General features: G+C 42.8%; 12 protein-coding genes. 1 reads left to right on the forward strand and 11 read right to left on the reverse strand.

What is annotated here, in order from left to right:
• Positions 1 to 3 precede the first annotated feature (3 nt).
• The 8 genes from ACDD58_RS18365 to ACDD58_RS18400 all read right to left on the reverse strand — a co-directional run bounded on the left by ACDD58_RS18365 (position 4) and on the right by ACDD58_RS18400 (position 9,279).
• Positions 4 to 324, reverse strand: a complete 321-nt coding sequence (locus ACDD58_RS18365; protein ID WP_117922606.1) for a PadR family transcriptional regulator — start codon at positions 322 to 324, stop codon at positions 4 to 6.
• A 1,266-nt stretch (positions 325 to 1,590) separates the two neighbouring features.
• A complete protein-coding gene (gene ade / locus ACDD58_RS18370) occupies positions 1,591 to 3,279 on the reverse strand; it encodes an adenine deaminase (protein ID WP_370778631.1) in 1,689 nt (562 codons plus the stop codon).
• A 33-nt stretch (positions 3,280 to 3,312) separates the two neighbouring features.
• Positions 3,313 to 4,497: a DUF1002 domain-containing protein gene (locus tag ACDD58_RS18375; RefSeq protein ID WP_370778632.1), complete on the reverse strand. Its 1,185-nt coding sequence runs from the start codon at positions 4,495 to 4,497 to the stop codon at positions 3,313 to 3,315.
• A gap of 42 nt (positions 4,498 to 4,539) precedes the next feature.
• On the reverse strand, positions 4,540 to 5,478 hold the full coding sequence (locus ACDD58_RS18380; RefSeq protein WP_117922032.1) for an alpha/beta fold hydrolase: 939 nt from the start codon (positions 5,476 to 5,478) through the stop codon (positions 4,540 to 4,542).
• 23 nt (positions 5,479 to 5,501) lie between these two features.
• Positions 5,502 to 6,422, reverse strand: a complete 921-nt coding sequence (locus tag ACDD58_RS18385) for a methyl-accepting chemotaxis protein (RefSeq protein ID WP_118210497.1) — start codon at positions 6,420 to 6,422, stop codon at positions 5,502 to 5,504.
• 13 nt (positions 6,423 to 6,435) lie between these two features.
• Positions 6,436 to 8,193 carry a single-stranded-DNA-specific exonuclease RecJ gene (recJ, locus tag ACDD58_RS18390; RefSeq protein ID WP_370778633.1) on the reverse strand — a complete coding sequence of 586 codons (1,758 nt, stop codon included), beginning with the start codon at positions 8,191 to 8,193 and terminating at the stop codon, positions 6,436 to 6,438.
• Between the two features lie 16 nt (positions 8,194 to 8,209).
• Entirely contained in the window at positions 8,210 to 8,971 is a 762-nt protein-coding gene (gene truA / locus ACDD58_RS18395) for a tRNA pseudouridine(38-40) synthase TruA (RefSeq protein ID WP_370778634.1), read from the reverse strand.
• Between the two features lie 89 nt (positions 8,972 to 9,060).
• A complete protein-coding gene (locus tag ACDD58_RS18400) occupies positions 9,061 to 9,279 on the reverse strand; it encodes a hypothetical protein (protein WP_117922028.1) in 219 nt (72 codons plus the stop codon).
• 177 nt (positions 9,280 to 9,456) lie between these two features.
• Here ACDD58_RS18400 and ACDD58_RS18405 point away from each other — a divergent pair, with 177 nt between their 5' ends.
• Positions 9,457 to 10,716 carry a peptidoglycan-binding protein gene (locus ACDD58_RS18405; protein WP_117922027.1) on the forward strand — a complete coding sequence of 420 codons (1,260 nt, stop codon included), beginning with the start codon at positions 9,457 to 9,459 and terminating at the stop codon, positions 10,714 to 10,716.
• A gap of 122 nt (positions 10,717 to 10,838) precedes the next feature.
• Here the strand turns inward: ACDD58_RS18405 and glmS are convergent, their stop codons facing one another.
• From glmS to ACDD58_RS18420, 3 genes are all read right to left on the reverse strand, one after another.
• The gene (gene glmS, locus ACDD58_RS18410; protein WP_370778635.1) at positions 10,839 to 12,659 is read right to left on the reverse strand and encodes a glutamine--fructose-6-phosphate transaminase (isomerizing); all 1,821 of its coding nucleotides are present in this window, start codon (positions 12,657 to 12,659) and stop codon (positions 10,839 to 10,841) included.
• A 426-nt stretch (positions 12,660 to 13,085) separates the two neighbouring features.
• Positions 13,086 to 13,727: a DUF6553 family protein gene (locus ACDD58_RS18415; RefSeq protein WP_118210492.1), complete on the reverse strand. Its 642-nt coding sequence runs from the start codon at positions 13,725 to 13,727 to the stop codon at positions 13,086 to 13,088.
• Positions 13,728 to 14,783: a galactose ABC transporter substrate-binding protein gene (locus ACDD58_RS18420; protein ID WP_330418434.1), complete on the reverse strand. Its 1,056-nt coding sequence runs from the start codon at positions 14,781 to 14,783 to the stop codon at positions 13,728 to 13,730.
• Between the last annotated feature and the right edge of the window lie 61 nt (positions 14,784 to 14,844).

Consider the following 14,844-nt stretch of genomic DNA (forward strand, 5'->3'; position numbering starts at 1 on the left):
CCTCTAAAGCTCCTCTCCTGAAAACAGTGCTGATATTTTCATGGAATAATCTTCCCATTCTCTCCGGTATTCGACCAGCTTATCCAGTCCAGGCTCCGTGATCTTATAATAACGCCTGTTCCTGCCGCCACACTCTCTGTCATACACTTCAAGGCATCCATCCTTCTGCAGTCTTCTTAGCACCGGATATAAGGTGGATTCTGATACATCAATGGCCTTGCGCACATCCTGCGTGATCTTGTAGCCATAGGTGCCTTCTTCTTCTTTCGACACAACAGCTAACACGATTGCGTCTAAGAGAGCAGCTCCTGTATTAAATACCATGCGCTCATCTCCTTTTCTTTATAATATTCTATTTCTTTTAATATTATTTATCTATCAATACTATATTTTATATAATATTATTTGTCAACATTTATTTTACAAAAAATAATATATTAACACACAAAAATGCTGGTTTGTGGGTGATATGATTTTCCCTGTGTAGGGTGGTTCCGGGGGTTTTCGATTGGCAAATTGCATCAAGCCGGGACTGTTTTGTTCCGTTGTACGAAAATAAGGCAAGTCTAAGTCAGCCTGATTTAATGTTTCTCGGAGTGACGTGTGCGTCTTAAACGCCCCGTCCGGGGGCATTAAGACTTGTGCTGCCGTCCGTGGCAGCACAACACTGTGTTACGAACAGGCAGACTAAGATTGCCTAATTTTCTCCCAAAGTCACAAAACGAATCCCGGCTTGATGCAATTTGCCAGCCGCAAGGTTGTGAACCACCCTTCGCTGGGGAACTCATTTTACACCCTTGGAAGTGCGTAAATTTTTAGTGTTTTGTGTCTGAATCTGATTAAAAAATATTTCTAAATAACTATATTCAATAATTTATTATTTGTTTGATAACGCTGGCAAAAACCTCAATATATTCCACTATGCTCATGTTTATTGCCATACACATTTGAAGAATATTTTGTGTTATTGGTCTGACAATTTACGAAACAATTCATGTAGTACAATGTAGCAGATGGAAATTCTGGGAAGTCATTAGGCTGAATATCAATGATACAGCACATTAGGATTTTAAGCATATTTCAGTCGTGCGAATATCAAAAATCCACACCCGCGCCCCCATTTTGAGATGAACCGCCCACCCAAATGGTGTTCACAACCTGGAGGTGGGCATCTTGCGCAAAGCCGGAGCTAATTTTGTGACTTTGGGAGAAAATTAGAAAATCTTAGTGTGTCTGTAGATACACAGTGATGTTCTGCCACGGATGGCAGAACAAGGCTTCACGAGCCACGGATGGCTCGTTGAACGCCGGTCACGTCACTCCGAGAAAATCTAACTCAGACACACTTAGACTTTTCTTATTTTCGTACAATGGAACCAAAATTAACTCCGGCTTTGCGTAAAATGCCACTCACAGACCTGCGACACACCATTGGGACGGGCGATTTATTTCATAAACAAACCAATATTTATCAGGTATTTCATGATATAATTTAAGACAAAAAATGAGCGAAGAAAGAAACAATCTCTTCGCTCATTTTTATTGATAGAACTTAATTTAACTCTTACGCAAAATGGTATACTGAAACCATTATTTTGCACCAAACAGATATACACCGCGCTCTGTCACACGGATTTCCGGGATCACCGTAAGTGCCATAAAAGAAAGCGTAATAAACGGATCGATCTCCTCGGAAATGCCAAGTTTCTTCGCTTCCTCTAACATATCTGCCACTTTTTCGGTAATCTCATCACAGGACTTCTCACTCATCAGACCACAGATTGGAAGCGGAAGCACATCTACTACTTTTCCGCCGGAGGCAATGACATAGCCGCCCTGATTTTCTTCCACACATTTGATGGCTGCAAGGATATCCTCATCATTATCACCTGCAACGATCAGATTGTGGGAATCGTGTGCAACGGATGTTGCCACTGCACCGCCCTTGACGCCAAATCCTTTGAGTGGAGCAACACCGATCTCACCGGTCTTACCGTGACGTTCCACTACACAGATCTTATTGTAAACTCCATCCGGTTTGAAATAACCGTTTTCCGTTGGAACTTCCTCTATAAGATGTGTCGTCACAATCTGATGCGGGTTCATCTGTATCACATCTGTTTTTCCATCACAGGAAAGTCTGATCTTGTCTTTGGTGACTTCTCCCACATGAACCGTATGAAGCAGCTCATCCGGAACAGGCACGGAATAATCTTTTGCATAATCTTCCTCTGTTAAAATACGCCCGTCTTTCATGACATCAAGCGGTCTGACCTGCTCTAAATCATCTAAAAATACGATATCTGCACGATAACCGGCACCGATCGCACCATAGTTTTTCAATCCATAAAACTCTGCTGCCTGGTAACTTCCCATCTTATATGCCTTTGCGACTGGCACTCCAAGTGCGATTGCTTTACGGATGCAGGTACTGATGTGTCCTTCTTTGCGGATTTCCTCAACATGTTTGTCATCCGTACAGAATGCACAACGGTCTAAACATACCCCAGCATCCAGCATTGTTTTTATCAGTGTTTCTAAATTCTTTGCTCCACTTCCCTCGCGCACATAGATATGCAGTCCGGCACGAAGTTTATCAAGTACTTCCTCAGCAGTCGAACATTCATGATCATTTTCCACGCCGGCAAGACGGTATGCCTGAACTTCTTTTCCATGGATTCCAGGCGCATGTCCATCAATATGTTTCTTGGCAAAAAGCTCCAGCTTATCTGCCATTCTCTTTTCGCCTTCACAGCACTCCAAAAAGCGCATTGTCTCGCCAAGTCCGAGCACCCTTGCGTTATCCACATATTTCATCATATCAGAGGCAAGGAATTCACCGCAGCCGTTGGTCTCCACATCCGTTGCTGGAACTGCGGAAGGTACCATGAAAAATACATTTACCAGAAGTTTTGCGGCACATTTCAGGAAATAATCCATTCCCTTTGTTCCGCTGACATTCACAATTTCATGCGGATCAGCAATGATCGTTGTTGTGCCTGCCTTTGCAAGAACCTTTGCAAGTTCTCCCGGCGCTGCCATACAGGATTCAATATGCATATGTGCATCAATAAATCCCGGCACCAGATATCTGCCAGTGCAGTCGATTTCTTTTTCTCCCTCGTATTCACCAACACCTACGATCGTGTCACCACAGATTGCAACATCCGCCTTTAACACTTCCTCCGTAAAAACATTCAGCACATTTCCGTTTTTTAATACGAGATCAGCTTTTTGGCGTCCATTTGCACAGTCCAGCTTTCTTTTTCTCTCTAACATACGCTTCCTCTTTTCGTTATATATTGATAATAATTATGAAAACAACTTTTTAAAGAAATCCCCTACTGAAGAAAATACCGACTTAAAAAATCCACCGACAACCGCTGCTATACCACCAGAAGAACTACTGTCCCCATTTTTAAACGAATTGTACAAGGATTCTGCATAATCCACCAGTCCATTCAGATCGATCCCCAGTGAATTGATCTTCTTTACCAGATCTACGATCTGCTGACGTTCATCATCCGATAAAGTCACACCATATTTTTCACAGGCCTCATCGATTGCTCCATTGATTCCCTCATCATCTGTCAGATCATCTTTAGCGATCAATGCCTTGATATATGCAATAAATTCTTCTACTTCTGCATCCGAAACACCTTTTAAGGACTCTTCTAACTGTCCGGTAAGCACAAGTTCATTGAGTGCTGTATCAACTACCGAATCACTGATCTCTTTTCCTGTCATCTCCTGATATGCTTTTAAGACACCTACTAATGCTGCCGTTCCTGAGATCGGAGTCGGTCCTGCAACAATGATATCTGCATCGGTCACTCCTGCCGTAGTCAGTGCATTTTTATACATACCAACCGTACAATAGTTAATATTTGTCGTAGAAATATTAAGTCCGCTCCCCTTATCTCTCTGCACGATCACAACGGAAGATAACGATCTTGTTCCAATCTGTGAGGATGAGATATAGGAATCTAAGTACTGATGTTCCTCTGCATTTGTCACATAAACCACATCATAATCTGACAGATTTGCCGCATCAATTCCCATAATGGAAAGGATCGTCGCTCTCTGTGAATCATTAAGATCTGCCCCTAATGCAAGGTATGGTTTATCACTGGCTTTGATCGTGACATTATCGCTGTCTTCGTTCTGGACGATCGTTCCGCTGATATTCTGAGAATTATCTGTCTGTGATGCCTGATCCGGTGTACTGTTTCCATCCTGCTGTGGCGCCTGATCCGATGTGCTGTTTCCATCCTGCTTGGCACCTGAATCTGTATCATCATCTACATATTGAATCGTGCCTTCAATATTACTGCTGTCTGTATTTTCCTCCGACGTTTCAGCAGGACTTTCCGTATCACTCTGCTCCGCTGCCACTAAAACTTCTGTCTGTGACGCCTGCACTGCCACACCGGAAGAAACTGGCATTGTTGCTGCAAGTATCATACATAACATTTTAACTGCTTTTTTGTTTCTCATAATAAAAATCTCCATTTCTGCATGTAAAAAATATCCACACTACTACTCAAGTCTGACACTCATCCATGCACAGATATCCGCATAGACCTGATCGCGGTCTGTCTCATTTAATATCTCATGGCGGTCTGTCTCATACAAACGGTATGTCAGGTCATCCACACCTGCCTCTTTAAACATATGGTAAACCTTTTTTACCCCTTCACCGAGATCTCCAACCGGATCATCTGCCCCGGAAACCATGAAAACCGGCAGATCTTTTGGCACTTTTTTTATATTTTCCATCTGATTGTCAAAATATACCGCTTCCATCAGACCCAGATAACCATTTAAAGTAAAGACAAATGTACAGCGCGGATCGCTGTAATATTTTTTTACATGCTCTGTGTCCTTTGTCAGCCAGCTGTTGGTATAATCTTTTCCATAAAGGTCAAATTTGTGGTATGGTTTGCTGTAGGAAAGTTTCTGCATCAGTCTGCTTCTATAATTCCATCCACGGAAACGAGCCATAACCCTGCACAGTGTCATGCCAAACTTCGTTGTGCCATCCGGCACACACCCGGTTCCCATAATGATCGCACCGCTTAAATTTTCACCATGCAGACACAGGTATTTCCGCAGCATATAAGATCCCATACTGTGTCCCATCATAAAATATGGCACACCCGGATTTTCGCCCTGAACTGCCATACGGAGTCTATGCATATCCGCAACTAATGTATCACTCGGATTTTCTGCAAAATATCCCCATTCCGTCTCATCTTTTACCGACGCACCATGCCCTAAATGATCATGACCTACAACCATAAACCCACGTTCTGTCAGATACTCTGCAAACTCATGATATCTTTCAATATATTCGATCATACCGTGTGTGATCTGTAAAATTGCCTTATACTTTCCATCCTCCGGCATCCATTTTACTGCATGGATCTTTGTCGTTCCATTCGCAGATAAATATGTCATCTGTTCTTCTTTTGCCATATAAATTTCCCATCCTTTACAAATTACTTCGTATCCAAAAGTTCCTTGTATTCATCACAGATCTTTTCCAGTTCATCCTCAGCAGATTTCTTTGCATTGATTTCTTCACGCAATGCTGCAATCTGTGTTTTCGCCTCATCCCCAAGTTTTAAGAAATCTTCTCCTGCCTGTTTTATAAAATCCGCTGCCGGCATTACATTGCCTGACATATGTTCCCTTAATGATGTCTGTCCATTTTCGTATATGGAAAGCTTCTGTGCACTGTCACTGTACAGTTTCATTACCATCGACGCAATACTTCCCTGCATCTCATTGATCTGTGCAGCCTGTTCTTTGATCTCTTTCTGTGCCTCAGTTACAGCACTGATCTGTTCCGTTAATGTCTGTAATTCCGTTTCATAGCGCAGTGCCACATTTTTGATCTCCTCTGCCGCATGAAGAAACTTCTCTCCATCTTCTCCCATTCTCGCTGCTTCGATCGCCGCATTTAACGCAAGCACACTCATATTTTTAGCGTCATTCTCCAGTTCTGTCGTCACATCACCAAGTCCATCCTGCGCTTTCTCTGCACGGTAGAGATTTTCTTCTAACTGCGCACACGGTTCTTTTAATGCCTTATGCTGTTCAAATACTTCTTTAATCTTTTCATTCTGCTCTGCAACCTGCCCAAGAAAAATAGAATGATTTGCCTCAAAAGATTCCACCGCATTATGTACTTCAACAAATGTACTGTACAGTTCCTTTCCCATCTTGTGGCTTTCCTGTGCCAGTTCTTCCACACATTCAATCTTTTCCCCAAGGACATCGATATTTTCTTCCATCTGCACGCGGGATGCCGTCATCTGCACAGAATGTTCTTTTAGTTCTTCACTGTATTCTGAGATACCTTTCTTTATGGTATAAAGTTCATCCTGCAGTGCCTTCTCTTTCTTTCCACCAAACATATATGTCCTCCATTTACTGATAATTCTTTATCACGATCTGTATACTTTCATTTCCCTGATACCGGTTTACCTCCGGATAATATACCACAGACATCCGGATCGCATTTGTCCTGCCCGAAAATGCCTGCTGCACTTCGCTTTCTCCATATTTTTTACTATAATATTCCCGGAATCCATCCACATCTCCGAAATAAACAGCAGATATGGAAATTCCCCGTTCCGTTCTGAGTGTAAGTTTTAATACATTCTGATTTTTTCCGACTACCACTGCACAGTCAATGCCAAGATTTTTATCTGCAAACTGTGGTTTTACATTTGCTTTCCCAAATGGCTCTAACAATGAAAGTTCATTGACCAGTGGAATATCAGGATAATCGACGGGCATTGGAATATCTATTTTTATCTTAGGAATAAAATCTTCTTCTGTCAACCCACAGCATGCGTTTATTTTTTCCCGGAAAATCTCTACATTTGCTTCCGGCAGGGAAAGTCCCGCCGCCATCGGATGTCCGCCAAACTTCGTAAATAGTTCCTGGCATTTACACAACTCCTCATACATAGAATACGCTTCGATCGAACGTCCGGAACCTTTGACACCATCTTCACTCTTTGTCAGAACAAAGGTTGGTTTATGGTATGCCTCCCGGATTCTTCCCGCAATGATACCTGCAAGGCTTTCATGCACGTCCGGCAGATAGACAACTAAGACTTTCTTACCTGTATTGCCCTCTTCCACCTGCTGCACGGCAAGTTCTACCCCCTCTGCCGTCATATCTTTTCTCTGTGCATTCAGGTCTACCAGTTCCGCCGCGATCTCAGATGCTTTTTTCGCATCTTCCTGTAAAAAGAGATTTAATGCGATTTTTGCAGTTTCTAATCGTCCACTGGCATTGATGCACGGTCCTAATACAAATCCAAAATGATAAGAACTGATCTGTTCCGGCTCTAGTTTATTCTGTAAGATCAATGCACGCATTCCCGGATTTGTGGTCGTATGGATCCGCTTTAATCCTTCCCTTACCAGAATACGGTTTTCATCCGTCAGATCCATAACATCTCCGACTGTCGCAAATGCCACATTTTCCAGGAAAACATATGCTTCTTCCGCTGCAAGACCACATTTTTCATAGAGAATCTGTATCACTTTCCACGCAACTGCGGCACCACAGAGATTTTTGTACGGATAGTTACATTCTTTCTGCTTGGGATTTACAATGGCATCTGCCTTGCTTCTTTTATAATGGCGTTCTCCATTTTCCTCTGTGTACGGTATTTCATGATGATCTGTGACAAGCACCGTCATTCCAAGACTTTTTGCATGTGCGATCTCATCTATCGCAGCAATCCCATTATCGCAGGTAATGATCGTATCGACCTCTGCATCATATGCCTGCCCGATCAGATGATCATTGATTCCATAACCATCTTTCATCCGGTCCGGTATCTGAAAATCTGCCTTACCTCCACAGTGCGTGATCCCTTTGTACAAAATATAGGTAGACATTACCCCGTCAATATCATAGTCACCTATGATCCTGATCTTTTTTCCTTCCCGGATCTTCTGCATAAGTATATCCGTCAGTCTGTCTGAATCGAAAAGTAAATGCGGATCGTACAGTTCCCCAATCCCGCCTTTTAAATATCTTGCGATTGCCTCATCCCCCATAACCTCACGATTGCGGATCAGTCTCGCTGTGACCGGACTTATCCCAAAACGCTTTGCGATCCCTGCAAAATCAGCGCCTTTATTAATTACAAACCATTTTTCCATATTATTTTACAGCACATTATCTGCACTGCGACAACTCCTTTTCTTGATAGACAACTTCAATCAGTGTCAGTCCGTATGCCGGTACCGTATATCCGGCAGCTTCCCTGTTCTTTGCCTCTAAAATCTCTGATATATCTTCCGGCTCTCTTCTGCCATCCCCGATCTCGATCAGTGTGCCTGTCAAGATACGCACCATATTCTGTAAAAATCCATTTCCGGTATAATAAATCTGTATTTCTCCCGGCAATTCTTTAATCTGTATCTGAAAGATCGTCCGTACCGTTGATTTTTTCATTTTTTTGTTACCGCAGAAAGACTTAAAATCATGTGTTCCACACAGATATTCTGCTGCCTTTCTCATCCGTTTTACATCAAGCGGTTCCTTATAATCATACACATATCTGCGTTCAAATACCTCCGGTATTTTCCCTGTATGAATCCGGTAAAGATACGTCTTTTCCAGTGCCTGGTATCTGCTGTGGAAACGTTCATCCACCCTCTTTACCTCGCAGACTGCAATATCTTCCGGCAGGTACTGATTCAGATATGATAAAATCTTCTCCTCGTCCCATTCTTCTTTCAGATGAAAGTTCGCCGTCTGGCCTTTTGCATGCACACCCGCATCTGTCCTTCCTGAACCGGTAACTTCCACCTGATATCCTGCCATTTTACTTAAAACATCCTGTAGTTTTCCCTGTATCGTAAGCTCTGACGGCAGCACCTGCCACCCACGGTAGCGTGTTCCGTCATACTGTAAGATCATTTTATAATTTGCCATATATTTTTATTACCTTATATTTTTCTTAAGATGTACTCCCGAAAAAAATACTGCCACAGATATTCTTCCTGTGGCAGTTCTTATTATTTTTAAATTTCGAATTGTTCCATCAACTGCACCATGGTCTGTACCTGTGCTGACTGTTCCTCACTGACTGCTGCTGTTTCTTCGGAAGAAGCTGAGTTATTATCTACGATCTGCGCTACCCCTGAAATGCTCTCATCGATCTTTCTCACACTCTCTGCTTCCATCTGAAGCGCCTCTGCCATCTGGATCATCTTGTCTGTTGAAACTTTTGCACCTTCCACAACTTCATTTAAGTTTGCTTCCTAATGAACTTTATTATACATCCGTTTCCGTGAATTGACAAACTATAAAACTGTATTTTCCATATACAATGTTGTTCTATTTATCATACCAGAATTTCAATTCACTTTCAGCCGGCTGTATCATATAATAGAAAGAATGAATCTGTGAGGTTTTTCATGTCAGATATTGCCTATACACAAAATAATATTGATGCAGGTGAATTAAAAATCCATGTTACGGCAAGAGGAAGTAACCGTCCCATCCCGGATGCCCGCGTGTCGATCTCCTATTCCGGTGATCCGGACAGTGTCGTTGAGGAGGTGAATACAGATGCATCCGGTATGTCCGAACAAATTACGCTTCGTACGCCTCCGCTTGAATACTCAATGGAGCCAGGCGAAAACCAGCCATTCTCGCAGTATAGTATTCAGGTCAATGCTGAAGGATTCCGCCCATTTACTGTGTCGGGAATTGAACTGTTTTCGGAGCAGTTATCGCTTCAGGAAGTACGAATGGATGAGGCGGATACACCGGGGAACCCGATAGACACGATCGTGATCCCTGTCAATACTCTCTGGGGCGATTTTCCTCCGAAAATTGCAGAATCCGAGATCAAGCCCATCTCCGAGACTGGCGAGATCGTTCTTAGCAGAGTCGTGGTACCGGAATATGTTGTAGTACATGACGGTCCTCCAAATGATACGACCGCCCGTGATTACTATGTACGTTATAAGGATTACATTAAAAATGTGGCATCCAGTGAAATTTATTCTACCTGGCCGGATGCGACTCTTCGCGCAAATATCCTTGCGATCATGTCCTTTACCTTAAACCGTGTATATACGGAGTGGTACCGAAACAAAGGCTACAGTTTCACGATCACCTCCTCTACCGCCTACGACCAGAAATTCACTTACGGCAGGAACATTTTCCAGAGTATTTCCGATATCGTTGATGAGATGTTCCAGAATTTTTTGTCCAGACCAAATGTCAGACAGCCGATCTTAACGCAGTACTGTGACGGGGAACGTGTAACCTGCAGCAACTGGCTGAGTCAGTGGGGCAGCAAATTCTTAGGTGACCAGAACTATGAAACGATTGAGATACTGCGCTATTATTATGGTAACAACATGTACATCAACACCGCAGAAGAAGTATCCGGTATTCCGGCTTCCTGGCCAAGGGTAGACCTTACGATCGGTTCTACTGGTGAAAAAGTACGCCAGATTCAGGAAGAACTCGCACGGATTTCAAGATCTTATCCGGCTATTCCAACTGTAACACCAGATGGGATCTATGGTCCTGCCACAAGGGAAGCTGTGGAAATTTTTCAGCGTGTCTTTGGTCTGCCTGTCACCGGTGTCATCGACTACCGTACGTGGTATAAGATTTCCGAAATTTACGTGGCAGTATCACGGATTGCAGAACTGGTTTAAATGTAACCGGGGCTGTCACGCAACATATGGTGTGACAGCCCCGGCCTTATTTTTATGCTCAGATACGCGGTCTTTTTCCCTTTCCCGGACACTTTTCCACATATCTTTTTATTTTTCTTCTCTTATTCCACAGTTACTACTTTCGCTAAGTTTCTTGGCTTATCAACATCAAATCCCTTGTCGGAAGAAACATAATAAGCAAGTAACTGCAATGCCACGGATGCAGGCATTACCATAAATTCATCCTGCATATCCGGCAGATGGAAGGTATCATATGCACGATCAATATCTTTTGCAAGACTTTCTTTGATAAAAAGCACGATATCCGCACCTCTTGATCTGACCTCTTTGATATTTGACAATTCCTTTGACATCAGTTTTTCCTGTGTCACTGCTGCAACGACCGGCGTATCCTGCGTGATAAGCGCGATCGGTCCATGTTTCAGCTCGCCGGAAGCATATGCCTCAGAGTGAATATAAGATACCTCTTTTAACTTTAAGGATCCTTCCAGTAAAATAGAGTAATCAAGTCCACGACCGATCATAAACAGATCCTTTGCTTCTAATACTTTATTGGCAAGTTTATGGATATCCTGACGTCCCTCTAATACCTTTTTCATGACATCCGGTGTACGCTGCAGTTCACGTACAAAGCTCTGTGTCTCTTCCTGTGAAAAAACACCGCGAAGCACTGCCATTTTTGCCACGATCAGATAAAATACAGCAAGCTGTGTCGTATATGCTTTCGTACTTGCAACAGCGATCTCCGGTCCTGCATTTGTATAGAGCACATAGTCGCTCTCACGGGCAATGGAAGATCCTTTTACATTAATAATGGATAAACATTTTGCTCCACGTTTTTTTGCATATTTGACTGCCTCTAACGTATCGATCGTCTCACCGGACTGTGAAACTGCGATGACCAATGATTTTTCGTCGATGACAGGATCAGAATACATAAACTCGGAGGCCATATCCACATCAATGTGCATATGAAGAATCGATTTTACAAGTGCCTGAGCCACAAGACCTGCATGCATTGCTGTACCGCACGCAATAATATTAACACGCTCACACTGTGTAAAGATCTCATCCGGCACACCGTCTGCCGTAAAATCCGGCATTCCGCTTGTAATACGGTTTGCGATCGTACGCTCGATCGCATCCGGCTGTTCCATGATCTCTTTTTCCATATAAAACGGATAGCCGTTCTTTCCGGCATTGTTAAGTTCCCAGTCGACTTCAAGATAGTCCGGCTCAACCGGATTTCCATTAAAATCTTTCAGACTGACCGCATCCTTTGTAAGTTTTAAAATATGATACTCTGGAACTACAAAATAACGGTTTGTAAAACGGCAGAGTGCTGTCAGATCAGAAGCAAGCATAGCTCCCTCTTTACAGAATGTTGCAACGATCGGACTGACATTTCTGGTAGAATAAATCTCACCCTGATGATCTTCAAATAAGATAACCAGAGCAAATGTTCCTTTTAACTTGGATACTGTCTTTTTGATTGCTTCGTCCGGATCACCGGTATAAAACTTATTTAAAAGTGCTGCCACAACTTCACTGTCTGTCTCTGATTTTAAAACACTTTCTAACTCATAGTCCGCGATCAGTTCTCTGTAATTTTCAATAATACCATTGTGTACTAAAGTTACTTTTCCAACCTGATGCGGATGTGCATTGGTGTCATTAACACCTCCGTGTGTTGCCCATCTGGTGTGACCGATTCCACACTCTGTGATAATTTTCTCCGACTCACAGATGGCTCTTAAATCTTTCACTCTTCCTGCACATTTATAAACTTTCGTCTGTTTTGCGTCAGTATCTGCCACTGCGATTCCCGCACTGTCATAGCCACGGTACTCAAGGAGCTCTAACGCATCAAGTAATACGCCTTTTACACCTTCACTGCCTGTATAACCAATAATTCCACACATAAATTTTCCTCTTTTCTATTATAAACACATCCGTGTTATTTGTTATTTCCTCCCTTATACCGTATTTGTTTTGCAGTCACCTGCATATTTGCCGGTATATCTCGCACTGGGAATGTACGGGAGAGCATCCGCCGAATCTTCGATCACTCTCCTCCTCGTTAACCTGCCCTTATCAATCTCAGATGTTTTTATCAGATTTCAAACATTTTTCTGCAGGTACATGGCGCTTCTAGGAAAACAACAGTCTACACACTTGCCGTGTAAAATCTGTTGTTCTATTTATGTGTCCGGTATACGGGTGCAAAGACCGCGTATCTGAACATAAAACAATTTTTATTCAATTTTCAAGGTTCAACATGCTTTACTATACTATGATATGAAAAAAATGTCTAGTGTTTCCATCCAAAGACGACACTATCTCCATTTTCATCCGTGCATCGATTTCCAGACCGCTTCTCCATTTGGAACATACTGGCAGAATGAATCCACCATAATACTGCGGAATGGACGCACTGCCTCCTCCAGTCCAAATGCTGCCGGGTAATCTTTCGTCACAAGATCGATATCTTTCGCAATCTTTTCCGCCACTGCAGCATCTTTTATCGGAACGATCCCAAACAAAGTCGAACAATATGCCCTGCTCCCGGTACAGGAAGCAAGATAAGTATATGCAAAATTTTTCCACTCTTCCTCAAGTACATATCCACAGGCATCCTCTCTGTCGGGTTCCTTCTCCACATTTTTTGTTTCCTCCATCTGGATACCCAACTGCGAAAAATACCCGCAGAGTTCTTTTTTCTGTCTTTTTTTCTGAAAAAAGGATACACCTCCTGCCCCCGTCGCCTGGATCATCATCCATGCGTGCAAAAAATGATCCGCACGTTTTTCCGCCTGCTTCTCACCAAAACGTTTTTTTAAAACCAGAAGACGTTTTTCATCTCCGGCAGGATCTAACTTCTGCTCTATTGCAAGTTTTAAGATCCGCTCACGCTCATTAATGTCTTCGATCTCATAATAATGCGCAGGCCACTCCGAAAGATAATCTGTTTTTTCATTCTGCGTCGTCATTTATTCCGTATCTCCTTCCATGTACAGATCCACATCATCATATGTCACTCTCGCATAAGGCAGACGTATATATTTTCCGTCGATCAGATCAAGATCCGACAGATCCCCTCCGGTTGAAAGCCCGTAAGCAAGGTTTAACATCGCACTTGCCTGACCTTCCTTATCATTATAGACTGTTCCGATCATCTCTTTATTTTTGACTGCCTCAAGTCCTACATCTGTTCCATCGATTCCAATAACCGCCGGCCATTCATCCTTTGTAAGATCAGATGCTTTCAGTGCATCGATCGCACCTAACGCCATATCGTCATTATTGGCAATGACAAGTTCTATGCTATCCCCGAACTGTGACATAAGCTGTGCCATCTTTGTCTGCGCCTGTGCACGGTTCCAGTTTGCGATCGCATATCCTAATTTTTCCACTTCCACACCACTGTCAATCATCGTACTGACTGAATACTCCGTACGGACGATCGCATCCTGATGACCTGCTTCCCCCTCTAACACGACATATTGAAAGATTCCGTCTCCATTTTTATCAAATGAATCATCTGTCAGGAATGCCGCTGCCGCAAGTTCTCCCTGTATGATCCCGGATTCAAACGCCTGCGCTCCGACATAATATAGTCTTGACCAGCGTTCTAAGTCCTCCTCTACCAGCTCACGGTTGAAAAAAATGACCGGAATATCATTTTTTTCTGCAAGATCAATGATCGCTGTCGGATCTGTTCTGTCCACCAGGTTGACACATATCACATCACATCCTTCTGTAACCATGTTTTCTACCTGACTGTTTTGTGTTGACTGGCTGGCTGCGGCATTATAAGTATCTATGTTAATCGAGATGCCCGTCTCCTCTTCCTTTTTCGTTGCATAATCATTAAAATCTTTCATCATTTCTGACACAAATGTATCATATTGATCATAAACAGAAATCCCGATCTTAATGCTCTTTTTGGCATCTTCTCTGCCACCACAGCCACAAATGACCATGCTTCCTGCTAAAATTCCACCAATAATAACTGTTATTTTTTTATATCTTTTTATTTTCTTCAAGGATATTTCCCCCATTTGATATGCGGCAGACACTTCGCCCCTCAACCTGATATCTCTGCCC

This window comes from Roseburia sp. (genome assembly GCF_041325975.1).
GTDB lineage: Bacteria > Bacillota > Clostridia > Lachnospirales > Lachnospiraceae > Roseburia > Roseburia rectibacter.

What these genes read in the sequence shown, in the direction of transcription:
- truA (WP_370778634.1), bottom strand. Translation starts at nt 8,971, where the DNA reads ATGGCAAATTATAAAATGATCTTACAGTATGACGGAACACGCTACCGT.
- ACDD58_RS18380 (WP_117922032.1), bottom strand. Translation starts at nt 5,478, where the DNA reads ATGGCAAAAGAAGAACAGATGACATATTTATCTGCGAATGGAACGACA.
- glmS (WP_370778635.1), bottom strand. Translation starts at nt 12,659, where the DNA reads ATGTGTGGAATTATTGGTTATACAGGCAGTGAAGGTGTAAAAGGCGTA.
- ade (WP_370778631.1), bottom strand. Translation starts at nt 3,279, where the DNA reads ATGTTAGAGAGAAAAAGAAAGCTGGACTGTGCAAATGGACGCCAAAAA.
- ACDD58_RS18385 (WP_118210497.1), bottom strand. Translation starts at nt 6,422, where the DNA reads ATGTTTGGTGGAAAGAAAGAGAAGGCACTGCAGGATGAACTTTATACC.
- ACDD58_RS18365 (WP_117922606.1), bottom strand. Translation starts at nt 324, where the DNA reads ATGGTATTTAATACAGGAGCTGCTCTCTTAGACGCAATCGTGTTAGCT.
- recJ (WP_370778633.1), bottom strand. Translation starts at nt 8,193, where the DNA reads ATGGAAAAATGGTTTGTAATTAATAAAGGCGCTGATTTTGCAGGGATC.
- ACDD58_RS18375 (WP_370778632.1), bottom strand. Translation starts at nt 4,497, where the DNA reads ATGAGAAACAAAAAAGCAGTTAAAATGTTATGTATGATACTTGCAGCA.
- ACDD58_RS18405 (WP_117922027.1), top strand. Translation starts at nt 9,457, where the DNA reads ATGTCAGATATTGCCTATACACAAAATAATATTGATGCAGGTGAATTA.
- ACDD58_RS18415 (WP_118210492.1), bottom strand. Translation starts at nt 13,727, where the DNA reads ATGACGACGCAGAATGAAAAAACAGATTATCTTTCGGAGTGGCCTGCG.